At 47.2% G+C, this 25,065-nt stretch carries 25 protein-coding genes; 24 read left to right on the top strand and 1 reads right to left on the bottom strand.

Features of this window, described 5'->3' with window-relative positions; translation table 11 throughout:
- The first annotated feature begins 161 nt into the window (after positions 1–161).
- From ACXAEY_RS15415 to ACXAEY_RS15405, 3 genes are read left to right on the top strand one after another with little or no spacing between them, the layout of a single operon-like run.
- Positions 162–1,478 carry a four-carbon acid sugar kinase family protein gene (locus tag ACXAEY_RS15415; RefSeq protein WP_474813099.1) on the top strand — a complete coding sequence of 439 codons (1,317 nt, stop codon included), beginning with the start codon at positions 162–164 and terminating at the stop codon, positions 1,476–1,478.
- 21 nt (positions 1,479–1,499) lie between these two features.
- Positions 1,500–2,507: a 4-hydroxythreonine-4-phosphate dehydrogenase PdxA gene (gene pdxA / locus ACXAEY_RS15410; protein WP_474813097.1), complete on the top strand. Its 1,008-nt coding sequence runs from the start codon at positions 1,500–1,502 to the stop codon at positions 2,505–2,507.
- 40 nt (positions 2,508–2,547) lie between these two features.
- Entirely contained in the window at positions 2,548–3,159 is a 612-nt protein-coding gene (locus ACXAEY_RS15405) for an urease accessory protein UreH domain-containing protein (RefSeq protein WP_474813096.1), read from the top strand.
- A gap of 65 nt (positions 3,160–3,224) precedes the next feature.
- On the opposite strand, the gene ACXAEY_RS15400 is transcribed toward ACXAEY_RS15405, so the two are convergent.
- Entirely contained in the window at positions 3,225–4,304 is a 1,080-nt protein-coding gene (locus ACXAEY_RS15400) for a CdaR family transcriptional regulator (RefSeq protein ID WP_474813094.1), read from the bottom strand.
- 143 nt (positions 4,305–4,447) lie between these two features.
- On the opposite strand from ACXAEY_RS15400, the gene ACXAEY_RS15395 reads away from it, so the two are divergent.
- From ACXAEY_RS15395 to ACXAEY_RS15295, 21 genes are all read left to right on the top strand, one after another.
- Positions 4,448–5,611: a glycerate kinase gene (locus tag ACXAEY_RS15395; RefSeq protein WP_474813093.1), complete on the top strand. Its 1,164-nt coding sequence runs from the start codon at positions 4,448–4,450 to the stop codon at positions 5,609–5,611.
- Positions 5,608–6,729 carry a 2-keto-3-deoxygluconate permease gene (locus ACXAEY_RS15390; RefSeq protein WP_270181163.1) on the top strand — a complete coding sequence of 374 codons (1,122 nt, stop codon included), beginning with the start codon at positions 5,608–5,610 and terminating at the stop codon, positions 6,727–6,729. Before ACXAEY_RS15395 ends, ACXAEY_RS15390 begins: the two co-directional genes overlap by 4 nt.
- A gap of 59 nt (positions 6,730–6,788) precedes the next feature.
- A complete protein-coding gene (gene larA, locus ACXAEY_RS15385; RefSeq protein WP_474813091.1) occupies positions 6,789–8,051 on the top strand; it encodes a nickel-dependent lactate racemase in 1,263 nt (420 codons plus the stop codon).
- A 261-nt stretch (positions 8,052–8,312) separates the two neighbouring features.
- On the top strand, positions 8,313–9,038 hold the full coding sequence (locus ACXAEY_RS15380; protein ID WP_474813089.1) for a GntR family transcriptional regulator: 726 nt from the start codon (positions 8,313–8,315) through the stop codon (positions 9,036–9,038).
- 64 nt (positions 9,039–9,102) lie between these two features.
- Positions 9,103–9,744 carry an ECF transporter S component gene (locus ACXAEY_RS15375; protein WP_474813087.1) on the top strand — a complete coding sequence of 214 codons (642 nt, stop codon included), beginning with the start codon at positions 9,103–9,105 and terminating at the stop codon, positions 9,742–9,744.
- Entirely contained in the window at positions 9,722–11,458 is a 1,737-nt protein-coding gene (locus ACXAEY_RS15370) for an ABC transporter ATP-binding protein (RefSeq protein ID WP_474813085.1), read from the top strand. The genes ACXAEY_RS15375 and ACXAEY_RS15370 overlap by 23 nt, the downstream gene beginning before the upstream one ends.
- Positions 11,455–12,225 (top strand): energy-coupling factor transporter transmembrane component T family protein, encoded by a 771-nt coding sequence (locus tag ACXAEY_RS15365; protein WP_474813083.1) that lies wholly within the window; start codon positions 11,455–11,457, stop codon positions 12,223–12,225. The genes ACXAEY_RS15370 and ACXAEY_RS15365 overlap by 4 nt, the downstream gene beginning before the upstream one ends.
- A gap of 16 nt (positions 12,226–12,241) precedes the next feature.
- Complete coding sequence (locus ACXAEY_RS15360; RefSeq protein ID WP_474813081.1) at positions 12,242–13,033, top strand: 2-phosphosulfolactate phosphatase; 792 nt, start codon at positions 12,242–12,244, stop codon at positions 13,031–13,033.
- Positions 13,030–13,875 (top strand): nucleoside phosphorylase, encoded by an 846-nt coding sequence (locus tag ACXAEY_RS15355; protein WP_474813079.1) that lies wholly within the window; start codon positions 13,030–13,032, stop codon positions 13,873–13,875. Before ACXAEY_RS15360 ends, ACXAEY_RS15355 begins: the two co-directional genes overlap by 4 nt.
- Before the next feature lie 13 nt (positions 13,876–13,888).
- Positions 13,889–15,337: an NAD-dependent succinate-semialdehyde dehydrogenase gene (locus ACXAEY_RS15350; protein ID WP_474813077.1), complete on the top strand. Its 1,449-nt coding sequence runs from the start codon at positions 13,889–13,891 to the stop codon at positions 15,335–15,337.
- A 15-nt stretch (positions 15,338–15,352) separates the two neighbouring features.
- Positions 15,353–16,615, top strand: coding sequence for a nickel pincer cofactor-dependent isomerase, group 22 (locus ACXAEY_RS15345; RefSeq protein ID WP_474813075.1), 1,263 nt, complete (start codon positions 15,353–15,355; stop codon positions 16,613–16,615).
- Positions 16,612–18,345, top strand: a complete 1,734-nt coding sequence (locus ACXAEY_RS15340) for an IlvD/Edd family dehydratase (protein ID WP_474813073.1) — start codon at positions 16,612–16,614, stop codon at positions 18,343–18,345. Before ACXAEY_RS15345 ends, ACXAEY_RS15340 begins: the two co-directional genes overlap by 4 nt.
- The gene (locus ACXAEY_RS15335; protein WP_474813071.1) at positions 18,342–18,512 is read left to right on the top strand and encodes a XapX domain-containing protein; all 171 of its coding nucleotides are present in this window, start codon (positions 18,342–18,344) and stop codon (positions 18,510–18,512) included. The genes ACXAEY_RS15340 and ACXAEY_RS15335 overlap by 4 nt, the downstream gene beginning before the upstream one ends.
- A gap of 12 nt (positions 18,513–18,524) precedes the next feature.
- On the top strand, positions 18,525–19,292 hold the full coding sequence (locus ACXAEY_RS15330) for an MTAP family purine nucleoside phosphorylase (RefSeq protein ID WP_474813070.1): 768 nt from the start codon (positions 18,525–18,527) through the stop codon (positions 19,290–19,292).
- 20 nt (positions 19,293–19,312) lie between these two features.
- Entirely contained in the window at positions 19,313–20,077 is a 765-nt protein-coding gene (locus ACXAEY_RS15325) for an MTAP family purine nucleoside phosphorylase (RefSeq protein ID WP_474813068.1), read from the top strand.
- 3 nt (positions 20,078–20,080) lie between these two features.
- A complete protein-coding gene (locus tag ACXAEY_RS15320) occupies positions 20,081–21,523 on the top strand; it encodes an amidohydrolase family protein (RefSeq protein WP_474813066.1) in 1,443 nt (480 codons plus the stop codon).
- Between the two features lie 13 nt (positions 21,524–21,536).
- The gene (locus tag ACXAEY_RS15315; protein WP_474813065.1) at positions 21,537–22,148 is read left to right on the top strand and encodes a class II aldolase/adducin family protein; all 612 of its coding nucleotides are present in this window, start codon (positions 21,537–21,539) and stop codon (positions 22,146–22,148) included.
- Positions 22,149–22,163: 15 nt separating this feature from the next.
- Positions 22,164–23,234: an S-methyl-5-thioribose-1-phosphate isomerase gene (gene mtnA, locus ACXAEY_RS15310; protein WP_474813063.1), complete on the top strand. Its 1,071-nt coding sequence runs from the start codon at positions 22,164–22,166 to the stop codon at positions 23,232–23,234.
- Positions 23,235–23,321: 87 nt separating this feature from the next.
- Positions 23,322–23,576: a hypothetical protein gene (locus ACXAEY_RS15305; RefSeq protein ID WP_474813061.1), complete on the top strand. Its 255-nt coding sequence runs from the start codon at positions 23,322–23,324 to the stop codon at positions 23,574–23,576.
- 419 nt (positions 23,577–23,995) lie between these two features.
- The gene (locus ACXAEY_RS15300; protein ID WP_474813059.1) at positions 23,996–24,262 is read left to right on the top strand and encodes a hypothetical protein; all 267 of its coding nucleotides are present in this window, start codon (positions 23,996–23,998) and stop codon (positions 24,260–24,262) included.
- 544 nt (positions 24,263–24,806) lie between these two features.
- Positions 24,807–25,055, top strand: a complete 249-nt coding sequence (locus ACXAEY_RS15295) for a hypothetical protein (protein ID WP_474813058.1) — start codon at positions 24,807–24,809, stop codon at positions 25,053–25,055.
- The last annotated feature ends 10 nt before the right edge of the window (positions 25,056–25,065 follow it).

Raw genomic sequence — 25,065 nt, 5'->3', positions numbered from 1 at the left:
TTTTTTAATATATCTGATTTATTCGAAAAGTGTATTGTTAAATGCAACAGCTTGTTTTACTATCGAACTTGTAAACGTTTTATTTGTTTGATAATAAAACATGCTTTGGTTAGAAGCTTTTAGAGAGAAACACGATGATTGAGGGAAGGGGGAAATTGGGTTTGAGATTAGCGGTGATCGCAGATGATTTAACGGGTGCGAACGATACAGGCGTTCAATTTGCGAAGCAGGGCTTGGACACGACCGTGTTGTTTCCTGATACAGAGTTGCAGCCGAGGTATCTTGATGGTGATGTTACCTTATTGAATTCAAACAGTCGAGCACTGGCAGCTGAGGAGGCGTACAAGATCGTAACGAACCTCTCGAAGCAACTGAATGAGTTAGGCGTCGGCTCTGTATTCAAGAAGATTGATTCTACGATGAGAGGAAACATTGGCGTAGAAATTGATGCAGTGATGGATGTGTATGGATTTTCTATCGCTTTCGTCGTCCCGGCTTTTCCGAAAAGCAAGCGAACCACAATCGATGGTGTCCATTATGTAGACGGTGTTCCGCTCGCAGAAACAGAAACAGCGAACGATCCAACGTGTCCAGTGAAGAAGAGTTACTTACCAGACCTGTTGCAAGAGCAGAGTCGTAGGAAGATCGAACTCATCCGGAAAGAGGATGTTCGAAAAGGGCAACATTCACTTTTTGAAACGATGAGAGAAGTGGCTTCTGATGGGAAATCGAAGATCGTGGTCGTTGATGCTGAGACAGATGGAGAAATGCGAACGATCGTTGAAGCGATGAATCGTCTTAGTGAAGATGTCCTTTGTGTTGGGTCGGCTGGAATAGCTTATCACCTTTGTCAGTCGATTCAAAAGCATAAAAGTATGGAGGGAATTCACGGTTCTAATCGTCCTGTTTTAGTCATTGCAGGAAGTATTAGTGCGACGACACATCGACAAGTGGAGGAACTGAAGGAGAAAACAGCGATTCAAGAAATCATTATTTCTCCAGAGAAGTTTCTAAGTGAACTCACACGACATGAAGAAATCGATCGAGCGGTAGCGCTTGGAACCAACTATCTGGAGCAGGGTGACGTGATCGTCTCCACGAAACGAGACAAGGAAGCAGTCAGTAAGGTAAGAGAGGTGCAGCAGTCTCTCGCCATCACAAATCGAGACGTTGGAAGTTGGATCGCAGGTGCGCTTGGAGAAATTGCTGGTCAGTTAATCGATCAAAAATCCCTTCAAGGTGCCATTTTAACTGGAGGAGATATCGCGGGTGCTGCGTGTCATGTACTCAATGGTAAAGGCATCCGGATTATAGGGGAAGTTGAAGATGGCCTCCCTTACGGAGAATTACTTGGCGGAAGATACGAGGGGTTGCCCCTTGTGACCAAAGCAGGCTCGTTCGGAAGTGAACATGCACTCGTGAAGGCAATCGAACTTTTAAAACATGATTCGGTGACAGCCACTTCATTTATTGAATGAAAGAGTAGGAAAAGGGAGGACATGATGATGACGAAACCACTGATCGCGGTTACGATGGGCGACCCGTCCGGTGTAGGACCTGAGATTATCGTGAAATCATTTGACGATAAAACGATCCATAAGAACTGCGAGCTTTTCGTAATAGGAGATAAGAAGATGCTCACGAGGGCAATCGACGTAACGGGGGTCGATCTTCAAGTGAGAAGCATTTCAACCCCTGATGAAGCATCTTTCACATATGGAACAATCGATGTTATCGACCTTGATCTTGTACAACAAGACTTGCCATGGGGTGAAGTATCAGCGGATGCAGGGAATGCTGCCTTTCGCTATTTAGAAAAAGCGATCTCACTTGCGAACAATAACGTCATTCAAGGGATCTGTACGGCACCGCTCAATAAAGAAGCGCTTCATAAGGCGGGTCACATCTATCCTGGACATACGGAAATTCTAGCAGAGCTCACGAATACGAAAGACTTTGCGATGATGCTTTCAGCTCCTGGGTTACGTGTCATTCACGTAACGACGCACATCGGTCTCATCGATGCAGTTAACAAAATCGACGTAGAGCGTCAATACACGGTGATCAAACTCGCTCACGAAACCTTACAAAAAGCAGGGATCAAAAACCCAAAGATCGCCGTTTGCGGCATTAACCCTCATGCTGGTGAGAACGGACTTTTTGGAAACGGTGAAGAAGAAGAGAAGATTATCCCTGCTGCTGAAAAAGCGCAAATGGAAGGAATCGATGTAGTGGGACCGCTCCCAGCAGATACACTATTCTTCAGGGCAAGACGAGGAGATTTTGATATCATTGTTGCGCAATATCATGATCAGGGTCATGGACCTATCAAGGTGTTGGGACTTGAGTCTGGGGTTAACATCACGGTCGGACTTCCAACGATTCGAACAAGCGTAGACCACGGGACTGCGTTCGATATCGCTGGGAAGAATATCGCCGATGAAAAATCGTTAAAAGAAGCGATTAGGATTGCGTCTGAATTAGCTCCTACGAAAGTGGAGAGTTGATAGTAGTCGGTACGCTAGACTTGAAGAAAAGAGGGAAGATATGGTCAGCAGCTTAATGTCGGTCTTATTCGTTGGACTTATCCTTGGTATCAAACATGCGATCGAACCAGATCACGTGATTGCGGTTTCGACCGTTGCGAGCAATACGAAGAAATGGTGGCGTTCCTCATTGGCGGGAATTTTCTGGGGGATGGGTCACACAGCGACGCTTTTTATCGTCGGCATCATGGTCATCGCGCTGAAAGGCACGATACCTGAGGGATGGTCACTTTGGATGGAAGTGATCGTCGGTGTGATGCTCGTTTATCTTGGATTTAAGAGTATCGTACTTGCTAGGAAGCAGAAAGCAGGTCACGAACACGATCAGAAATCTCCGTATTTGAAGTCAGTCGTAATCGGGAGTATTCATGGGTTAGCGGGAAGCGGTGCGCTCGTTCTTCTCACGATGTCATCCGTCGATCACATCTGGGAAGGCGCGTTGTACATTCTTATGTTCGGACTTGGGACCGTTGTTGGAATGCTCTTTTTCACGACAGTTCTCGCGGTACCATTTCTGCTGAGTAAATCAAAGAGCATTCACTACAACCTGACGCGATTCGCAGGACTTGTCAGCGTAGTGTTTGGGGTTTATTACATGTATAGCGTGTGGTAGGAAACCATTTTAAGCACAAAAAAAGCATCTGTTCAACAGGTGCTTTTTCTATAGCGTATCATTTGTTAATCACTGCTCTCCGGCATCCACAGCGCCATCTGAAGGGTCAGCGCATCTCGAAATTCTCTCGGGTCGTAGCCCGTGTCTTTTGTGATTTTATTTAAGCGGTATACGAGCGTATTTCGGTGGATGAACATCGCTTCAGACGTTTGTTGGATGTTGAGGTTGTTTTCAAAAAAGGCTGTTAAGGTACTTGCATACTTCTCGACGGTGTTCGTGACGATTCTTTTTCGAAACCGAACGGCTTCTGCGGAATTCGTTTGATGAAGAAGGGCCTGTGGTTCAATGTCTGCATAAAAAATAAGCTGTTGATCAGTGACGATCTCGAGTGCGAGCTTACAGTCCTGGTAGGCCTGGCTGAAGTCATCGAACGTGTTAATCACATTACTAACGGCAAGTCGATAATCGAGAGACAGCCGGTTCAGTTCTAAAGAAATTTGGTCAAGAGGCTTTTTCTCATCCCCTACGCCACAGAGGCTAATAAACAACGTGTTCACATTGATAAAGCCAACGAGCGCATCGTGTTGCGGGATACCACGTTCGATCCGTTGAATCAACTCATGATTCGGCATGGAGCGGTTGCCAATCTGAACGACTAAAATCGTATAGGGAGAAGGGAGGTTGAGTTCGATCAATTTCATCCCACGTTCAATTTGTTCGTAGGAAGGGGTGGACCTCAACAGTTCCTCGATGATCATCTCTTTCGTTCGCTGCTTCCATTCTAGCTGCCGTGCGATAAATTCCTGTTTGATCATGAGTTCCGTCGTCATTTTTACGAGGCCGCCAACATCGTTCATTTCATCAGGATTTCCGGTGATTCCGATGACACCGACCACTTGGTTTTGGAATGAGATGGGAAGGTTGAGACCAGGTTGGGTGCCACGCCATTTTCCATCATCATTTTTGTAGATCGCTAAAGGCTCTTTTGAATTCAGTACTTCGAGGGCACCTTCATGGATCTGGTCGATTCTCTCAGCATCCCCAGAACCGATGATGACGCCTTTTTCGTTCATGATGTTCACGTTTCGGTTCAGGCGGAGTGAGGTCTCAATGACAATCGTTTTGGCGATTTCTCTCGTTAACATAGGTGACGAACCTCCTTTTAGTTACTATTGACAAAATATTTAGATGAATCTGTATCTTTTTTATACATTATAGACAACGCATTCATTCGTCAAGGGACGTATAATTGGTTGTAAGATGAAAGCGTTTTCTAGGAGGTGCAGACATGAAGATTGTTATTGCTCCAGACTCATTTAAAGGGAGTTTATCGGCCGTTGAAGCTGCTGAAGCAATCGAGCGGGGAGTGAAGAAGGCTCTCCCTGAAAGCGACGCGACGATGGTTCCGATCGCAGATGGCGGCGAAGGAACGTTAGAGACGCTTGTCGTCGCAACAGGCGGTTTTACGAGAAGCGTTACCGTGATGGGACCGCTTGGTGATGACGTGGAAGCGATGTACGGCATTCTTGGTGATGGTGAAACGTGTGTGATCGAGATGGCGAGTGCTTCAGGAATCGGCCTCGTGCCGAAGGGGGAGTTAAACCCATTTCTCGCGACGACATACGGTACAGGTGAACTGATCGCTGAGGCGCTTGATGACGGATACCGGAAATTCATTCTTGCGATCGGAGGATCTGCGACGAACGATGGCGGTGCCGGTATGCTGCAGGCATTGGGTGCTCGTCTTCTAAATGAATTAGGTGGCTCAGTAGGCTTTGGAGGCGGTAATCTAAAACACGTTCGTAAAATCGACCTGGAGGGATTTGACGAGAGAGTTGCAGACAGCACGTTTCTCATCGCTTCGGATGTTGAAAATCCCCTGATCGGACCATCTGGTGCTTCTTACGTATTTGGTCCTCAAAAAGGTGCGAGTGCTGAAGGTGTAGAGGTATTAGATCAACACCTCGAGCACTGGGCAGACGAAGTTGAGCGCACAACAGGCGTTAGACTTCATGACAAGCCTGGCGCAGGTGCAGCAGGAGGAATAGGCGGTGCGTTTCAAGCGTTCTTCCCTTCTAGGATGGAACGAGGGATCGACGTTGTGATCGCCTATACGGATCTTGAGGAAAAGCTCGTCGGCGCGGAACTCGCCATAACCGGTGAAGGACAGGTCGATTCACAGACCGCATCCGGTAAAACGCCGATGGGTGTTGCGCAAGCAGCGAATGACCTTGGTATTCCGACGGTCGTTATCGCTGGTTCTGTTGGGGACGGAATCGAAGCTCTTTACCCTTATGGCGTCATAGGCGTACATAGTATGGTGAACCGGCCGATGACGTTAGATGCCGCGATGAAGGAAGCGTCACGTTTATTAGAAAGCAGTACAGAACAAGTCGTTCGATCGTTTTTCCATAGTCATGTTCAAAACAAACAAGGGGGTCTTGTTTTATGAGAATTAAGCAGACGATTGAAAAAGTTCCTGGTGGTTTGATGGTTGTCCCATTGATGTTTGGTGCCTTGATCAACACGATCGACCAGATGCACCTTCCTTTTATCATGAATGCGTTAGAAGCGCTCGGCGTTTCTCCAACTGAAGAAGGGTATTACGAAATGCTTCGTATCGGTGGCTTTTCTGAAGCACTCTTCAAAAACGGTGCACTCGTGTTGATCGCACTTTTCCTTTTCTCGGCTGGTAGTCAGATGAACTTACGTATTGGCGGATCCGCACTGAAAAAAGGTGTGCTGCTCACGACGACGAAGTATCTTACAGGGCTATCTGTTGGTCTATTGTTCGGATATTTCTTCGATCCGATGTCAGGCTTATTCGGACTATCCACGCTTGCGATCATCGCAGGGATGACGAATGGAAACGGTGGAATGTACGCCGCATTGACGAGTCAATATGGAAACCGTTCAGATGTTGGTGCTGTCGCGATTCTATCGTTAAACGATGGTCCATTTTTAACGCTTCTTGCGCTAGGATTATTAGGTTCAAGCTTTCCAATCATCGCCTTTATTGCTGTGCTTCTACCGATTGCGATCGGAATGCTGCTTGGTAACCTAGACAGTGAGATCAGAGAGTTTTTAAAGCCTGGAGAAATTCTTCCCGTTCCATTCTTCGCATTCGCATTAGGGGCTGGAATGAACCTTGCAAACTTCTTTAACCCAGAAGTTGTAGCAGCAGGTCTAACGATCGGTATCCTAACGACCGTTCTGACAGGTGGTACAGGAATTCTTGTCTTTAAACTATTCAAAGAAAAAAGTTACATTGCACCGGTTTCAGAAGCGTCAACGGCAGGTAACGCAGCGGCAACTCCAGCCGCGATCGCAGCAGCCGCGTCCGTTTCTGCAGGTTCAGGCATGATGTCCGCTGGGGAAGCGGCGTCGTTTCAAAGTATCGCTGCGATTGCGACAGCACAAATATCCATCGCGACACTTACAACAGCGATCCTATGTCCGATCGCCGTCATCCTCGTCGATCGTTATCAGCGAAATAAAGGCATCGACGGAACGGCTGAACAGACTGAACAAAAGAAAACAGCTGAACGTAAGGCGGTTGAATCTGCGTAGTAAGCGCCTTTTAGGGTATACAACGAGTAATCTTTGTTAGAGAAAGAGAGGGAGCGAACTTGGAAACGACATTACTTTATGGAAAAGAGAACTTGACCATCGATTTGCCTGAAAACGCATTCATGGTCGAACCAAAGAATTTGAAGCCACTTGATGACGAAAAGGAAAGCATTAAAGAAGCGTTTAAGAATCCGATCGGCACACCGCCTCTAAAAGAGATGGTGAAGGAGTCCGATACGGTCGCGATCGTCATCAGCGACATCACGCGACCAACGCCGAACCACATATTAGTTCCACTTTTGATTGAAGAACTAAGTCACGTTCCGCTTGAAAACTTCGTGATCATCAACGGAACTGGTACTCACCGTGATCAGACGCGTGAAGAGTTCGTCGGGATGCTAGGGGAATGGGTTGTCGATAACATCCGCATCATAAACAACCAGTGTCACGACAAGGAGACGCTCGTGAACCTCGGTGAAAGTAAGTTTGGCTGCGATGTGTATTTGAACAAAGAATATGTGAACTCAGATTTCAAAATTGTGACGGGATTCATCGAACCGCATTTCTTCGCAGGGTTTTCAGGAGGTCCAAAGGGCATCATGCCTGGTATCGCCGGAATCGAAACGATCATGACGTTTCATAACGCGCGTATGATCGGTGACCCGCTCGCGACCTGGGGAAACATGGTCGATAATCCTGTTCAAGATATGACGAGAGAGATCAATGCGATGTGTAAAGCAGATTTCATGCTGAACGTGACGTTAAATAAAGAAAAAGAAATTACAGAAGTGTTCGCAGGAGAACTTTATGAAGCGCATGACAGAGGCTGTGAGTATGCGAAGGAGCATGCGATGGTCAAGTGCGATGAACGGTTCGATGTTGTTATCACGTCGAACTCCGGTTATCCGCTCGACCAAAACTTATACCAAGCTGTAAAAGGTATGAGTGCCGCGCATAAGATCGTAAAAGAAGGCGGCTCGATTCTCGTCGCGTCTGAGTGTTCGGATGGCTTACCGAGTCACGGAAACTATTCGAAGATCTTCGAAATGGCAGACAGTCCACAAGAGCTGCTCGACATGATCAACAACCCGGAATTCAAGATGTTCGATCAGTGGCAGGTACAGAAGCAAGCGGTGATTCAAGTGTGGGCAGATGTACACGTGTACTCGAAGCTTACAGAAGAACAGGTGAAGGGTGCTATGTTGAAGCCGATCCACAACATGGAAGAGACGTTAGAAGAATTAAAGAATACGTATGGGGAAGACATGTCGGTCGCGGTGCTGCCGCTCGGACCGCTCACGATTCCTTATGTTGAAGAATGACTCCTGAATAGGGGGTCATTTTTTTTGTTTCTCGAAAAAATAACAAATAGTGGTAAACGTTGTGAGGTCAGGGTTCATCGGGCTTTTATCTTCCAAATATTATCAACATCTGACAGAGTTCTGGAATAAGTTGTTATTATATTTTAAAAAATCAGATAAATTTGAAACTTCGTGTTGTAATCGTTAGAAAATTGTGATTATAATACTTGTAGGACGACCGACGTTGGAGGTTGTTCCAATTTACAAAAAGTGGTGATTTTGATGAAATTGGCAACCAGATCATTATATTTACAAGCCAGAGACATGATTTATGACTTGATCAATGACAGTTTAGAACCGATGGACAAGATCCCTTCCGAGCAAAAGCTATCGAAAGAGTTGGGAGTTAGTCGAAATACAATCCGTGAAGCGATCCGTACGTTAGAGCAAGAAGGCTTCTTGTTCAGTCGACAAGGTGTTGGAACGTTCGTGATCGGATCGAAGAACAGCTTGAAAACAAACATCTCTACATTAGAAAGTTCGACGAACATCATCAAAGCACACGGGTACAATCCTGGAACAGTGAACGTCGAGTCTTCTGTTCAGCCTGTTTCACAAGAAATAAAGAAAATTCTTTCCTTAAAAGAAGATGAAGAAAACATCTTCTACATCGAACGAGTACGTACGGCGAACGATGATCCTGTCGTCTACGTAGAAGATTACGTCCCATACCGATTAGGGATGGAGAATGAATACCAGGAGATTTATTATGAATCTCTCCTCGACTTCCTAGAGAACTTTGACCTCACCGTATCCTTTTCAGTCTGTTCCATCAAAGCCGTCATCAGCGACGACAAAATTGCATCCAAATTAGATCTTAAAGAACAATGTGCACTTCTTTTACTGAAGCAGACGCACTATTCCAATACTGGACAACCTGTCTTATATTCGGACAGTTACTATTTAAGCGACAACTTTGAATTCAATGCCATTCGAAAAAGAGGATAAAGGGGGGTACATACTCAGTCGTCACGTTCGTACGTACATTTACAAAAAAAGGGAGGAAGATTGAATGAGTAAAGTAGTACAAGCTGTTTCCACTAGCCGAAAAATGAAAGGGCTTACAACGGTCGATATCGTATTGATGGCGATCCTCGCAATCGTAAACGGAGTCGCAATGACGTACCTCGCTATGTTAAATCAGCTTCTAACTGCACTAGGTGGTCCAGTTTTAACGTCGATCACATTAGGACTTTATAGTATCTCGGGAGTTCTTGCAGCGTATATCATTCGAAAGCCCGGAGCAGCGTTCTTCACGTTAACACTCGCTGGTGTGGTTCAGATCATCTCTGGAAATCCGAACGGCCTGATTTCCATGACGGCAGCGATGACAGACGGCCTGGGTGTCGAGTTAGGATTCATGATGTTCCGCTACAAGCGTTGGGATTGGCTCAGTACTGGAGTTGCAGGACTTCTCGCTGTACCGCTTTGGTTCATCATCGCAGCCTTCTGGTTCGGTTATTACAAGTGGGGCATGGCGATCTTGCTCATCGCATTTGCGGTTCGCTGCCTAAGCGGTGTGATCTTGTCAGGCTGGTTGAGTAAAATGATCGGTGATTTGCTCGTACGTACAGATATTTTGAAAGGATTCAACATTCATAAACAGCAGAAGAAGAAGGGAGTGGATGTGAATGAAACCCATCATTCAGCTTAAGGACGTCACTTACATTTATGAAGATGAGACGGAGCCGGTCTTAAAAGACTGCTCCCTTGAAATCAATGAAGGTGAGTTCGTCTTGATCGTAGGGCCGAGCGGTTGCGGAAAGAGTACCCTTTGCCAGACGTTCAACGGCATCATCCCGAACGTGATGGAGGGAAGGATCGGTGGAGAAATTAACGTCGATCAGAAAAACGTCCTAGAGCTCGATCTTAAAGACTTATCCACGAGCATGGGACTTGTGTTCCAGGACCCCGACGCGCAGCTTTGTAACATCTACGTGGAAGATGAAGTAGCGTTTGCTCCTGAAAACTTAAAGGTTGATCCTGTTGAAATCCGTGGACGTATCCAGGATTGTCTTGAAAAAGTTGGGATGACAGGCTTTGAGCATCGAAAAGTGTTCGAGCTATCTGGCGGGCAAAAACAAAAGGTTGGGATCGCCTCCGTCCTTGCGATGGAGCCGCAGATCTTAGTACTCGATAACGCAACAGCGAACCTAGATCCGCAGGCGACAAAAGACATCTTCGACCTATTACAAGTGCTTCATAAAGATTTCGGCCACACGATTATTGTAGTCGAAAACAAAATCGATGACATCATGCATCTTGTCGATCGCGTCGTCGTGATGGATGACGGGACGATCATCCAATCCGGAACGCCGCAGGAAGTGTTAGAAACATCGATTGACCAGCTGACGGACATGGGCGTATGGGTGCCGGAGATTTCAGAGCTCGCCATTCAGTTGAAGGAAAGAGGGATGACGTTCGGTCGCTTTCCGATTTCAGTTGAGGATGCTGTCGAGGAACTTGAAGGAAGGTGGCATTCGGAACATTCAACGCTTACTTCAAGCGATGTGCCTCAAATACAGCCTGAGGTGTTGAGAGTGAAGAACCTTGACTATCACTACCCGAACGGGACACAGGCATTAAAGAACGTGGACTTTTCCATTCGAAAAGGCGATTTCGTCACGATCCTCGGGACGAACGGATCAGGTAAAACGACGCTCGTGAAGCATCTGATGGGCATCATCCGCCCGCCGAAAGGCAAAGTTTTCTTGAAAGGAAACGATACGTTCAAGCGTGATCTTCTTTCGATGACCGATGATATCGGGTACGTGTTCCAGAATCCTGAACACCAATTCGTAGCGGACAATGTGTTCGAAGAAGCGATCTACAGTTTGAAAGTAAAGCACGGTATCGAAAGCGACGACGAACTGCCTGATGAGATTAAAGAACAAGGTGTCCGAGCGCTTATGGACGTAAACTTGCTCGATCAAAAAGACAAACATCCATTCATGCTGAGTGGGGGCGAAAAGCGACGTCTCAGTGTAATCGCCTCTCTGATTTTAGGTCAGGACATCGTTATTCTCGATGAGCCTACGACAGGACAAGATTATGCGAGTGCAACGAAGCTCCTTGAGCTTTGTAAAGATCTTCAAAAGCAAGGAAAGACGGTCATCATGATCACGCACGACATTCGCCTCGTATGTAAGTGGGCCGATTCGGCGCTCGTCATGCACCAGGGTGAACTGATTTATGACGGCGATGTGAAGCGACTCTTTATGAATGAAGACGTGCTGACGAAAGCCTCGTTGATCGAACCGCCGATCTCACTCCTTGCGAAACGATTGGTGCCATCCCTAACGGATGAAGCGGTAATCACGATCGATGACTTTCTACAAACTGAAGAGAGGGTGAAACAAGTCTTATGAGCTTAGCGTTCCAATTTTATGAGAAGAAATCATTCATGCATTCTCTTGACCCAGTCACAAAGCTCGTCTGGATGGTCTGTATCTCGATCCTTGTATTCATTTACGAGACGGCCGTTCCGCAGCTCCTGTTATTCGCAGCCATTCTCACGGTCGCATTGATTTTTGCGAAATTAAGTCTTGGTTTTGTGTTTCGAGGCATCTGGATCATGCTGCTGTTCAGTATCGGGTTCTTCGTCTTACAGGTGATCCTTGTTCCTGGTGAAACACTGCTCTACAACTTAGGTCCGATCGCGATTTATTCCGAATCACTCGATTTCGCACTAGCGATTACGATTCGCATTCTAACGATCTTCACAACGTCACTCATCTTCGTAGCGACGAGCGATCCGCGTGATATCGTCATTTCCTTAACGCAAAAAATGAAGGTCCCTTATCGCTATGCGTATTCGATCTTCGTTGCACTACGTTTCGTTCCGACGCTTGAGCAAGAAGCGAAAGTCATCGAAGCTGCGCAAACGATCCGAGGGGTAGGAAAGCAAAAAGGACTAAAGAACAAAGCCGAGAATTTGAAGCGATTCACGCTGCCCCTTCTCATGGGAGCGATTAGACGCGTCAGAACGACGGCAAACACGATGGAAGCAAAAGGATACGGTGCTTACCAGGACCGGACGTATATCCGTACGATCAACTACAACGCGAAAGGGATCACATTCGGAGCTGCCTGGTGTGCGCTGACGGTAGCATTACTATCTATGAAACTACTTTGAAGGGGGAGATTTATGGATGGATGATAATGAATTGAAGTTTGAAGTGGCTTACATGCCAAAAGAAGTGAAGGAAGACGTTCCTCAAGTGTGTGTCCTCGTGGATGTGTTAAGGGCAACGACCGCGATGGTGACGATGCTTGACCAGGGGTGTTCAGAGATTATTTTGACTGATGATGAAAAGCGGACGCTGCTTGAAGAAGGCGTTGATCGCGAAACACTCGTCTGTGCAGAAGATGTCTACGGCAATGTGTCCGCACATGCACAGTTCAGTCCGTCGCTCATTTCCATCAATGAGATGGATCTTAAGGACAAACGCGTCATCTTAAAAACGACGAATGGTACGCTCGCTGGATTCACGCTTTGGAATTCGGGTAACCAGAACGTGCTCGTCGGTTCACTAAGAAATGCAAAAGCCGTGATGGACAAAGCGGTCCGAATGGCAGATGAGTTAGGAGTAGGTGTCGTCATCGTCTGTGCTGGACGAGAGAACGGCCAGATTGCGGCGCTCGATGATGCGTACACTGCTGGAGTCTTGCTTGAGTATGGAAAACGAGCAGCAGAAGCGCTAGACCGTGTTCCACTTGTGAAGGATTCCGGGAAGATCAGCAGTCATCTTTTAAAAAGGTACCCAGGAACTGTCGAAGCATTCGAGGACTCTGGTAGTGGGGAAACGATGAGACGAATCGGATGCAAGGAAGATATCAAACTATGTTCTGTTGAAAATCTATCAGATTTGGCACCAGTTTTAGAGTTCAATGAAAACAGCTCAATCGTAGTCAAAAATTTAAAAGAGGTGGTTTACAAATGACAAATTGGAAATCAAACGCATCGAAACCGGTAATGGACGAAGGCTTACAATATCACATCCGCTGTAAAGAAGGAGACGTTGAAAAGTACGTGCTTTTACCAGGAGATCCTGATCGCGTCGATATGATCGGGGAAGAGTGGACGGAATCTCGTAAAATCGCAAACTATCGTGAGCACCGTACGTTCAGCGGAAAAGTTGGCGATGTCGGCATCACCGCTTGTTCAACAGGTGCTGGTGGTGGATCAACGGCGAGTGCATTTGAAGAACTAGCAGCACTAGGTGGGGATACGTTCCTAAGAGTCGGAACAACAGCAGCGATTCAAGAACATATCGATCCGGGTGATATCATCATTTCTTCAGGAGCTGTTCGACACGATGGAACGAGTCAGTTCTACGTTGACGATCGCTACCCAGCGAGCGCTCACTATGAAGCGACGGCAGCACTAGTTGAAGCCGCTGAGCGTCTCGGTTATACATACCACGTTGGAGTTTCGTGCTCAACGGCATCCTGGTACTGCGGACAAGGCCGGACTGGTTTGAACGGCTATGAACAATCGTTCTTTAAAGATAAAGTACAGGACCTAAACAAAGCAGGCGTCATGAACTTTGAAATGGAAGCGGCTACAATCTTCACCCTTGCTGGGCTTTACGGCTTACGAGCAGGATCGGTTTGTACGGTCGTTGCGAACCGTATTCGCGATGAGTTCTCGTACGGCGGCGTTGAAAAAAGTATCCGCGTTGCAAATCTAGCGGTTCAGATTCTAGCAGAGTGGGATCAGCTGAAGAAAGAACGTAAGAAGGACTACTGGTTCCCATCCATGACAGAAACAGTAAAAGGGTAAGGAGGAATTCTAAATGATCGAAGTCGATACAAAAAAAGGCATGTTCATTAACGGTGAATGGATCACGTCAGACACGACGCTCGAAGTATTTAATCCTGCGACTAGAGAAAAGATTACTGAAATCCCTTCAGGTGGTACGAAAGAAGCACAGCTAGCGATTCAATCCGCTGAAGAAGCGTTCGAACCCTGGGCCGAGTTAACGGCCAGGGAACGTTCGACTTACCTTTATAAAGCGTATCATCTCATGCTCGAGCGTAAGGAAAAGCTCGCACGCCTGTTAACGGAAGAGCAAGGAAAGCCCTTAAAGGAAGCCCGCGGAGAAATCGAATTCGCGGCAAGCTTCCTTCTCTGGTACGCAGAAGAAGCAAACCGCGTATACGGAGAAATGATTCCATCGTCTAAGAAAAACAAGCGTCTCTGGGTCGTGCCAAAAGCGATCGGTGTCGTAGCAGCGATCACACCGTGGAACTTTCCAGCGGGGATGATTACGAGAAAAGTAGGTCCAGCGCTTGCTGCTGGGTGTACGGTCGTCTTGAAACCAGCGGAGCAAACGCCGCTTACGGCGATCGAGATCGTGAAGATTTTTGAAGAAGTCGGGCTGCCGAAGGGCGTGTTGAACCTCGTTGTCGGTGACGCGGCTGAGATTGGAAAAGAGATCATGGATAGCTCAGCGGTCAGACTCGTGACATTCACTGGGTCAACTGAAGTCGGAAAGCTACTGATGGAAAATAGCGCTCAGACGGTGAAAAAGCTCGCGCTCGAGCTCGGGGGACACGCACCTCTTATCGTGTTTGAAGACGCTGACCTCGATCTTGCCGTCGATCAGGCGATTGAGAGTAAGTATCGAAACTGCGGTCAGACGTGTATTTGTACGAACCGCCTCTACGTTCATTCGAGCGTACGCGATGTGTTCGTTGAGAAGCTCGAGAAGAAGGTGCGCGAGCTACAGGTCGGAGACGGTAGTGATGAGTCCGTCGATGTTGGACCACTCATCGACAACAGCGGTCTCGATAAAGTAAAAGATCAAGTGGAAGACGCGCTATCAAAAGGAGCGATGCTTCTCACTGGAGGAAAGCAGTGGGATGGACCAGGCGGGTATTTCTTTGAACCTACGATTCTATCGAACGTTACGAACGACATGAAAATCATGTCAGAAGAGACGTTCGGACCAGTCGTTCCGATCCAAACGTTCGACCGCGATGAAGAAGCGATCGCAGCAGCGAACGATACGGACTACGGCCTCGCTTCCTTCCTGTTCACAAACAGCTTGAACAGAGCGATTAAGGTGATGGAGAAGCTTGAGTACGGCATCATCGGTATCAACGATGTGTTCCCAGGTACGGCAGAAGCGCCGTTCGGTGGAATTAAGGAATCAGGTCTCGGAAAAGAGGGCGGCCACGAAGGAATCAAGGAATATCTTGAGATGAAGTACGTATCCGTCGCCCTTTCAGACAAACTGTAAGAAGGAGTCATAATCATGACATCTCCAAAGATGGTGAAGGTGAAACAGCGTTTTCCTTCTGGAAAAATCGAAAACATCGAGCAACATCTCACAGAGGAGCTGAGAAATCAGCTCCCTGCTGTTCAGAGTGGCGACAACATCGCCATTACGGTAGGAAGCCGGGGAATTTCGAATCGTGTTTGTATCGTGAAAACGGTCGTCGATTATTTGAAAGAACATGGCGCGAAACCTTTTATCATCGGTGCGATGGGTAGTCATGGCGGTGGGACGCCTGAAGGGCAGATGGATGTGCTCGAAAGTCTTGGGTTCACGGAAGAAGCGATTGGGTGTCCCGTCCGCACTTCTTCAACGGTTTTAGAAGTCGGCGAAACTGAAAGTGGATTCACTCTTTATTGCGATGAATCAGCCTGGGAGTCAGACGGCATCATCGTGATGAACCGGGTGAAGTTACATACAGCCTTCCGCGGTCCGAATGAAAGTGGCTTACTAAAGATGATCACGGTAGGTCTTGGAAAAGCGAAAGGCGCGAACCAACTGCACCGCCAGGGTCCCCCGAACATGTCGAAAACGGTTCAAGAAGTCGGAAGCGGTATGATCGACTCTGGTAAGATTCTTGCGGGCATCGCGATCGTGGAGAACAGCTATGATGAAACAGCTCATTTAGAAGTGATTCGTCCAGAAGCGATTCTCGAACGTGAGCGGAAGCTGCTGCTGAAATCAAAAGCGTATTTTCCTACCATTCCGATCGAGAAGTTGGATCTTTTAGTCGTAAAGAAGATGGGCAAGAACTTCAGCGGTACTGGGATGGATACAAACGTTCTTGGCAGGACTAAAATAGTTGGGGTGCCAGAGCCCGATTCACCTTCGTTTAAACGGATCGGGGTTCTTGATCTCGATGATTCCTCACACGGTAACGCGACTGGAATCGGACTCGCAGATCTGACAACGGAGCGGCTTTTTCAAAAAGTAGATCGACAGAAAACGTATTTAAACTGTTTGACGAGTACGTACGTTCAGCGTGCGATGATACCGATGATACTCGAGACGGATGAGGAGCTCGTGAAGACGGCGATCGATAGTTTAGCAGTGGAAGATCCTTCCACGTTACGGATTGCTTTTATTGAAAATACGCTCGACCTTGAGACGCTTTATCTTTCAGAAAATGTGATTGAAGAAGCGGGAGAGCAAATTGATGTTGTATCAGAACCAGAAGCGATCGCTTTTACAGAAGACGGGGAACTAGACTATTTCAAAGAAAGCGCAGGTGGAGACAATTGACGAAGTCACAAACTTCTTACGGAGATGCAGGGTTCAGTGAATTTATCAGGATGGCGTTCAGTCGTCATCTCGGTCATGAGAAGGAAGATTACAACAAGCCGGTGATCGGCATTTGTAATACGTTCAGTGAGATCAATCGCTGTCACAGTCACGTGAAGCCGATGGTGGAAGCGATCAAGCGGGGGGTCATCATGGAAGGTGGTACGCCGCTTGAGTTTCCGACGATCTCAGTTGGTGAGATGTTCACGAGTCCGACGACGATGCTCTACCGTAACCTTGTTGCGATGGACACAGAAGAGATGATCACCGCACAGCCAATCGATGGAACCGTGATGATCGGTGGGTGTGACAAGATGGCTCCTGCTCAGCTCATGGGTGCAGCGAGTGCGGATAAACCTGCGATTCTCTTCACCGGTGGTCCGATGAACAACGGTCATTACAAAGGAAGAACGCTCGGTGCTTGTTCAGATTGCCGCTTCTTCTGGCAGGAATACAAAGCAGGTACAGTCGATGAAGAAGAGATTGGTGAGATCAATGAACGTCTTGCACCGACGGCTGGTCACTGTATGGTGATGGGCTCAGCGAGTACGATCGCAGCGTGCGCGGAAGCGATGGGGATGATGCTTCCTGGAGGAGCGGCAACGCCTGCGACTGAAAACGAGCGGATGCGGCTTGCCCAGGAAACGGGCCGTGCGATTGTTCGCCTTGTGAAGGCTGGGATCAAGCCATCAGACATCATGACCGAAGCGTCGTTCCATAATGCGATCAAAACGTTGATGGCAGTTGGCGGATCGACGAATGCGGTGATCCACTTGATTGCGATCGCAAGGCGCCTCGGATTCCAATTAAGCTTGGATGACTTTGAACAACATAGCCGGACGACACCGTTTATCGCGAATATGCGACCGGCTGGGAAATATCAGATGCAAGATCTTTACTATGCGGGCGGCGTTCCTGCTGTACTAAAAGAGCTTGCGCCGATTCTTGACACGGAAGAACTGACGGTTACAGGAAAAACGCTCGGTGAAAACTTAGCAGACGTTGAGATCGACGAGGTGTATCGTGATATCATCCGTCCACTCGATGACCCCCTCCATAAAGAAGGCGGTATTGCGGTATTGAAAGGAAACTTAGCGCCGAATGGTGCGATCATTAAACCAAAAGCCGCGACAGAAGAACTGCTTAAGCATAAAGGAAAAGCGGTCGTCTTCACGTCGCTTACCGATATGGCAGAACGCATCAACGATCCAGATCTCGATGTAACACCAGACAGCGTACTCGTGCTACAAAACGCTGGACCGGTTGGAGCACCCGGTATGCCAGAAGCGGGTATGATTCCGATTCCAGATAAGCTGTTGAAGCAGGGGGTTCGGGATATGGTTCGCTTATCGGATTGCCGCATGAGTGGAACAGCGTTCGGAACGGTATTGTTACACGTTGCGCCGGAGGCTGCTGTTGGAGGACCGATCGGGTTGATTCAAGACGGCGATTGGATCGAGCTCGATGTCGATAATCGAAAACTAGAGCTGCACGTATCAGAGGAAGAGCTCAAGGAAAGAAAGAGTCGTTGGACGCCTCCAGTGTTTGAAGACTATAACCGTGGTTACCCGCTTCTTTATCGTCGTAGCGTGCTTCAAGCGGATGAAGGGTGTGACTTCGATTTCATGCTTCCGGTTCCTGAGGTGAAAAAGCAAGAGAAGAAGGAATCCGTTTTAGGAGCTAAGTCATGAAGGAGATGTTGCTAGCACTTTTAGCTGGGGTGTTGATCGGCATCATCTTCAAGGTGATTCGACTTCCGATTCCTGCGCCACCTGTTCTTTCAGGGGTGATTGCAATCTTCGGGGTATGGCTTGGCGCATACGGGTTAACGTTTTTGATGGAGAAATTAACGAGTTAAGGAGGAGATCGGGTGAAAGTAGGATTAATCGGCGGGACAGGTTTTTATGACCTGTTCGGCACGTTAGAGGATATGACCATGACAACTCCATATGGAGAAGTGACACTTTTTAAAGGAGAGCATGGTGAGAAGGAAGTCTATTTCCTGCCGAGACACGGGACGACGCATGGGGTATTGGCACCTGACGTGAACTATCGAGCGAATATGATGGCACTCAAAATGGTCGGTGTCGAGCGCGTTTTAGCGGTATCTGCCGTTGGATCGGTCAATCCTGATATACAGGTTGGAGCTGTTTCCCTCCTGGATCAATTCGTTGATATGACAAAGAGGAGACAGCAGACGTTCGGTGAGTTTTCTGCCGACATGACCGAGCCTTTTTGTAACGAGATGAAAGCTTCCATTCTTAGTGCGGCGAGAGGACTCGGGTTATGTATCCATGAAGACGTGACGCTCGTCGGAGTGGATGGACCAATCTATGAGACGCGGCATGAGCTAAAGCTTTTCCGTTCATGGGGAATGGACGTTGTTGGAATGACAAACACGACGGAGGCTGCGCTCGCACGAGAGCTCGGACTTTGCTTTTCAGTGATCACCCTTTCGACTGATATGGCGACGGGATTTGCCGAAACGCCTCCGAACCTCGAAGCACACCGAAAAGTAGCGGAAGAAAACAAGGGGAAGATGAAGGATCTCGTGTTGCAAACGCTCAGTGACCTTGAGCGAAATCAGGACTGTGCTTGTACCGTTCCATATCAGAACGCGCGTTTAGCAGCGCACTAATATTAGGGAGGTTTTTGAAAATGAAGATCGGAATCATCGGTGGAACTGGATTTTACAACTTACTCGATGGGATGCAAGAGAAAACAGTTAGCACGGAGTATGGAGATGTGACAGTGTTTCAATCGGTTTATGAAGGGAAAGACGTGACCTTTCTTCCGAGACACGGAAAGCATCACGATACGCTCGCACCGTTCGTTAACTACCGTGCGAACATGATGGCGTTAAAAGAACTCGGAATTCAGCGCGTGCTCGCTTTTTCAGCGGTCGGTGCGATCAATCCTGAAATCGGGGTCGGAAGTCTATCACTCCTTGATCAGTTCGTTGACTTTACGACTCGCCCGAAAACGTACGGGAAGTTTTCCGTTGATATTACTGAACCGTTCTGTCCAGAGCTACAGGGTGCGTATCGAAAATCGGCCATTGCGATCGATGAGCCTCTTCGTGAAGAGACGAAGCTCATCTGTGTAGACGGACCGAGGTATGAGACAAAAGCCGAAGTTCAGCTGTTCGGAGCATGGGGGATGGACGTTGTCGGCATGACGAATGCGACAGAAGCCTCGCTCGCACGTGAACTCGGGATATGCTATGCGGTCGTGACCCTCGCGACGAACATGGCCCCAGGTGTTACAGAAGCAAAGCCATCACTAAAAGCACATAAAGCGGTGAGTGAGAGTAAGCGGGAGAAAGTGAAAGAACTCATGCTAGAAGCGATCAAAGCTGCAGGGGAACGGGAGAGCTGTTCATGTCCTGAAGCATACGAGCGCGCTACGGTCGCGAATTCATAAGTCATGTCTCATACAACACTCATTAAACACCCGTTCATCGTTTCGAATGATCCTTCTTTTGGTAACAGAAAAGGATCTATTTTAATAGAAGGTAATCGGATTAAGAAGGTGATCTCAGAACAGGAAACGAGTTACCTAGCAGAGCTTGTAAAGATAGCAGATGACGTCATCGAAGCGGAAGGTCAAATCCTCATCCCAGGGATGGTGAATAGTCATTACCATTCCTATACGAACGTATTGAAGGGTACGGTGAACGATCTTCCTCTCGAACTATGGACGCTCTATACCGTTGCGTACGGTCATGCGCTTGAAGAGGAAGATATCCGCCTTTCCGTATTGCTCGGAAGTATCGAGATGATGAAGTCTGGCGTGACGAGCTGTCTCGATCATTTTCCGCATATCGGCAAATCAGAAGCGGCTCTTTCAGCCTATGAGGAGTCAGGCATGCGGGTCGCGTTCGCACCGATGATGCATGATGTTCCGGACGAGGAGTTTTTTGAAATTGGTTTGCCAGATTCGCTAAAAATTCAATCCCAAAGTGCTACCCCATCTGAGATGAAGAGCTTTTATCAATCGCTGCTTTCAAACTATCATAAGCGTGATGGAAGAATCGAGCTTCAACTTGGGCCGAATGCGCCGCAGCGGTGTACGTCTGAGATGCTTAAGGTTTGTCGGGAACTGAGTGAGATGGAGGGTCTTCGTGTGCACACGCATCTATTAGAAACGAAGACGCAGCGTTTGCAGGGAGATTTCGCGTTTGACGGAGGGATAGTCGGCCATCTAGACCGAGCGGGTTTACTCAATGAAACATTATCTGTCGCACATGGGGTATGGTTGAATCCTTCAGAGATCGAGCTTTTACAAAGTCGCGGGGTCTCCGTTGTTCATAATCCTGCTAGTAATCTTTTACTTGGAAGTGGGATCGCACCGATTCCTTCTTTGATGAAACAAGGTGCGAACGTTGCGATTGGAACGGATGGATCAAACTGCGGGTCGAATCAGAGTTTGTTTGAAGCGATACGGTTGACCGCATTGATCCATCGAGTGGATCATGACTACAGCTCCTGGCTCAGTGCGGAAGATGTGTTTCACATGGGGACGACGTCGGGTGCGGCCGTTTTAGGGAAAGAAAATGAGCTTGGGAGGATCATAGAAAACGATCTTGCGGATGTGGTTTTGCTAGATGGAAGGACAACCTTGCTGTCTCCTCTAAGCGATGTGGTGTCTCAGCTTGTTCACCAGGAAAATGGTCGTTCAGTTAAGTCTGTCATGGTTAACGGAAAATGGACGGTGAGGGACGGAAAACTCATGACGATCGATGAGGAGAAGGTGGTTCGAAAAGTAAGCGACTGTCTTGAAGACATAATGGAGCGTTGTCAGGAGCCGCTGGTTCGCGCTGAAAAGTTGAGACCTTATTTCGAGCAGGTCATGTCCAATAAAAAGTGAGAGGAGAGCATGTATGAATGAGATGCTGATGAAAAAGGAACTCGCTTACATATCTCATAAAGTGTATGAACGAGGGTTAACGCAGGCAACTGGCGGAAACATCAGTGTGCGCCTGCCAGATCGAGATGCGATCTTGATCAAGCGGTCAGGCGTGAGTCTTGGAGAAGTGACGGCTGAGGATGCACTGATTCTATCGATGGATGGTGAGGTGATCGAGGGATTTGGAACCCCTTCGAAAGAATTTCGCTTTCACCTCGGCATCTATCGCGCTCGCCCCGATGTGAATGCGGTCGTCCACTGTCATCCAAACTATTCGATCGGCTACGCGTGTCTCGGTCAAGAGCTACCACTTCCTACCGTTACAGCTAGAAAAATTCTAGAACATGTGCCAGTCGCTGGGACGGCACCTTCAGGCTCTTTAGCGTTAGCGGAAAATGTAACGAGCGTTTTTGAGTCGTATCCGACGATTAAAGCATGTTTGATGGAAGAGCACGGAATTTGTGCCGTTGGCGATTCTCTTGAAAAAGCGTATAACATCGCGACGCTCGTAGAAGATACCGCAAAGCAATCGTTTATCGTTCAGCAGTTGAAAGCTACCACGCCAGTGGCTGTGACAAATTCATAAAAAGGGGTGGGAGATATGAAGCGAATAGAAAAGTTGGTTGAATCGTTTCAAGAGCAAGAACTTCTTTTACCGATTTGGTTTGAGAATGGGAAGCTTCACTTCATCGATCAAAAAAAGCTTCCGTTTAAATCAGAGGTGTACGCGACGACAAACGTGAACGATCTCGCTCTAGCGATTAAGAATATGACGATTAGAGGATCTGGTGCGATCGGCACGTGCGGTGCGTGGGGGATCTATCTTGCAGCGCTTCAGTCGAATGGAAACTTGCGAAGGGTGCTTGAGACTGGATCACTGCTGAAGCAAACGCGTCCGACAGCTGTGAACTTGATGAAAACCGTTGATGAGATGCTATCTGTCGCTTCGGGTGAAGGGACTGACCTCATCGATCGAATTGAGTTGAAAGCGATCGAGATTCTTGAAAGACAGTTAGCATTTGAACATGAGCTCGGAACGTTTGGAGCTGAGATGATCGAAGATGGTGATGCGATCCTCACGCACTGTCATTCAGGTGCACTGGCAGGCTCGGGCTACGGAGGACGGGCGCTATCCGTGATTCGAAAAGCGCATGAACAAGGGAAGCATATTCACGTCTATACGTGTGAAACGCGCCCTTATTTACAAGGAGCGAGGATCACCGCGTACGAACTGAAGAAATTCGGTATCCCGCACACGCTCATCACCGATAATATGTCTGGCTATTTGATGAGTCGAGGAAAAGTACAGAAGGTTGTCGTTGGCTCAGATCGGGTTGCTGGGAACGGGGATTTGGCGAACAAAGTTGGCACGTATATGCATGCACTAGCCGCAAAAGCGAACGGTATTCCTTTTTACACAGCGACGTCGAGTCATACGATCGATCATGAGGTGGAAACTGGCCGGGATATTGAAGTCGAGTTTCGAGATGCATCAGAGGTTACGTCGTTTCAAAATCGACCGATCGCACCTGAAGGAACGGATGCTCTTTATCCATCCTTCGATATCACGCCGAACGAGCTGATCACTGGCATCATCACGGAAAAAGGTGTCATGCAGGCTCCATTTACGACCACGCTACAGAACTTGCGGTCAACTGTTGTGACTAGCTAGCGCTGAGCACTTTCTAGGCAACCGCCCAATCGCCTCTCCGCCACACCACATAGACTATCGTGTAGGAACGAATGAGGGGGGCTTTTGGTGTATCGAGCGTATGGAAGACCCGTGTACCATACTGGTCACGGCGGCTATATTCCTGGGTATGGGTATCATCACGGGCATGGCACCTATATCCCAGGCTACGGGTATCATCATGGACACGGCACGTATGTACCAGGGTACGGCTATCACCATGGTCAAGGCGGATATACTCCTGGATACGGCTATCATCACGGACAAAGCGGCTATTCCCCGTGGTATGGGTACCACCACGGACATGGAACGGTTTATCGATAGGGAAAGTGGAATCATGGGGTGGTGCTCATGGTTCTTTTTTTGTTTTTGGGGCTATAAAAACGGAGCGTGGATTCTGGTTTCGCCGATAAAATCGCGGTTTCGCTGATAAAATTGATTTTTCGCCGATAAAAGTAGTGAAATCGCTGATATGCTCTCTTATTTCGCTGATAAAATGAAAAGATCGCCGATATGTGCTCCTTGGAGTGCTCCGAGCACCCTAGGGAGCGCTCATAAAAACCGTAAGTCCGCGCGGGACTTTCGGTTTAGTTCGTTAGCGAGTCTTTCAAACAGCTTCGACAGTAAATCGTGCCGTTTTCTTTAATTAGGAAAAGGACCAAACGTCACAGCACTGTCAAACTTATTCCCCTAGAGTCCTGATATAATTAGGTTAGAAGTCATGATAGGAAAGAGGGAAAGATATGAGTACAGAAGCACAGTCCAAACTATTATTCTCATTAAGTATTGTTCAGGTGGTTCTTGCTACCTCGATTCTCTTCCTACCACTGATGTACCTTATGTATCCTGAACAGGAAAGTCTTCTGCTTGGAAGCTTGATCACATTTGGGGCATTGAATCTACTAGCTGGTCTTTCGAATCGAATCAAAGGCGAAAACCGTTCGGGGTTATTCTTTTCGACTGCAGGCGTTGTGATTCTTGCTACGGGCGTAAGTTTATTACTCTTTTAATAATGGTGCGATTTATAAAAGGAACTTCTTGGTTTTCAAGAGGTTCCTTTTTTTTTACGCGCATTATCAAGTAGACATGATTTCTATGGGTGGTTACTTAAAAGAAAGTGAAATACTACTAACATTTTTACAGTATTTCTCAAAATACTAGAGAAAACACCTTGAATTTTGAAGAAATCTATTTCTCTTAATAAAAAATAGAACTTTTGTCACCGTTATCGTTAATTTTCGACAAGGTCACCTATTCTGGTAAAAAATAACTACCAAAACAGCTAACAAAAAGATCTCAGAAGCAAAACTCAATTTATTGCTTATTTAGGTAACTTTTTTAAACTTATAGGAATAATGTTCTGTTCGCGCATAATTCTTTTTTACTAGTAAATAAGACTATTGATTCGACAAAAATAAACAGGGTTCTTTATCTTAAGATGACGTTCGTACCTATACATTTACGTAAATTGGAATTTTATGTTGAAAAAAGGATGATTAGGTAGTAATTTACTAATTGTGCATGTACATAAAAAATATTTCGGAGGTGAATGTGATGAAAAAACTTATTCTTCCAGCAGCGGCACTTGCTATTCTTGGTGTTCTAGGTTCTCCATTTGAACTTGCAGACATTTTGATGATTTTGGAAAGTAATGGGTACGACGTTCCAACTTGGGTTGGTAATTCTTTAACAAGTATTGGTAGCGTATACGGTGCTCAACATTTTCTAATCGGAGCATTAGGTGTAACAGTCCCATTCTGGCTAGCAGCTGCAGTTGTAGCAGCAGGATCTGCAGGTGTATAACTTGTAGAAA

The sequence above is a fragment of the Anaerobacillus sp. ABA4_114 genome (assembly GCF_056159065.1).
Note: the sequence above shows the minus strand (reverse complement) of the source record. Positions and strands in the feature narration are given on the sequence as shown.

Coding starts and splice junctions, on each gene's coding strand:
- ACXAEY_RS15295 (WP_474813058.1), top strand. CDS start 24,807: ATGAAAAAACTTATTCTTCCAGCAGCGGCACTTGCTATTCTTGGTGTT.
- ACXAEY_RS15350 (WP_474813077.1), top strand. CDS start 13,889: ATGATCGAAGTCGATACAAAAAAAGGCATGTTCATTAACGGTGAATGG.
- ACXAEY_RS15365 (WP_474813083.1), top strand. CDS start 11,455: ATGAGCTTAGCGTTCCAATTTTATGAGAAGAAATCATTCATGCATTCT.
- ACXAEY_RS15390 (WP_270181163.1), top strand. CDS start 5,608: ATGAGAATTAAGCAGACGATTGAAAAAGTTCCTGGTGGTTTGATGGTT.
- ACXAEY_RS15355 (WP_474813079.1), top strand. CDS start 13,030: ATGACAAATTGGAAATCAAACGCATCGAAACCGGTAATGGACGAAGGC.
- ACXAEY_RS15375 (WP_474813087.1), top strand. CDS start 9,103: ATGAGTAAAGTAGTACAAGCTGTTTCCACTAGCCGAAAAATGAAAGGG.
- ACXAEY_RS15315 (WP_474813065.1), top strand. CDS start 21,537: ATGAATGAGATGCTGATGAAAAAGGAACTCGCTTACATATCTCATAAA.
- ACXAEY_RS15300 (WP_474813059.1), top strand. CDS start 23,996: ATGAGTACAGAAGCACAGTCCAAACTATTATTCTCATTAAGTATTGTT.
- ACXAEY_RS15320 (WP_474813066.1), top strand. CDS start 20,081: ATGTCTCATACAACACTCATTAAACACCCGTTCATCGTTTCGAATGAT.
- ACXAEY_RS15335 (WP_474813071.1), top strand. CDS start 18,342: ATGAAGGAGATGTTGCTAGCACTTTTAGCTGGGGTGTTGATCGGCATC.
- ACXAEY_RS15405 (WP_474813096.1), top strand. CDS start 2,548: ATGGTCAGCAGCTTAATGTCGGTCTTATTCGTTGGACTTATCCTTGGT.
- ACXAEY_RS15345 (WP_474813075.1), top strand. CDS start 15,353: ATGACATCTCCAAAGATGGTGAAGGTGAAACAGCGTTTTCCTTCTGGA.
- ACXAEY_RS15400 (WP_474813094.1), bottom strand. CDS start 4,304: ATGTTAACGAGAGAAATCGCCAAAACGATTGTCATTGAGACCTCACTC.
- ACXAEY_RS15370 (WP_474813085.1), top strand. CDS start 9,722: ATGAAACCCATCATTCAGCTTAAGGACGTCACTTACATTTATGAAGAT.
- ACXAEY_RS15395 (WP_474813093.1), top strand. CDS start 4,448: ATGAAGATTGTTATTGCTCCAGACTCATTTAAAGGGAGTTTATCGGCC.
- ACXAEY_RS15325 (WP_474813068.1), top strand. CDS start 19,313: ATGAAGATCGGAATCATCGGTGGAACTGGATTTTACAACTTACTCGAT.
- mtnA (WP_474813063.1), top strand. CDS start 22,164: ATGAAGCGAATAGAAAAGTTGGTTGAATCGTTTCAAGAGCAAGAACTT.
- pdxA (WP_474813097.1), top strand. CDS start 1,500: ATGATGATGACGAAACCACTGATCGCGGTTACGATGGGCGACCCGTCC.
- ACXAEY_RS15380 (WP_474813089.1), top strand. CDS start 8,313: ATGAAATTGGCAACCAGATCATTATATTTACAAGCCAGAGACATGATT.
- ACXAEY_RS15360 (WP_474813081.1), top strand. CDS start 12,242: ATGGATGATAATGAATTGAAGTTTGAAGTGGCTTACATGCCAAAAGAA.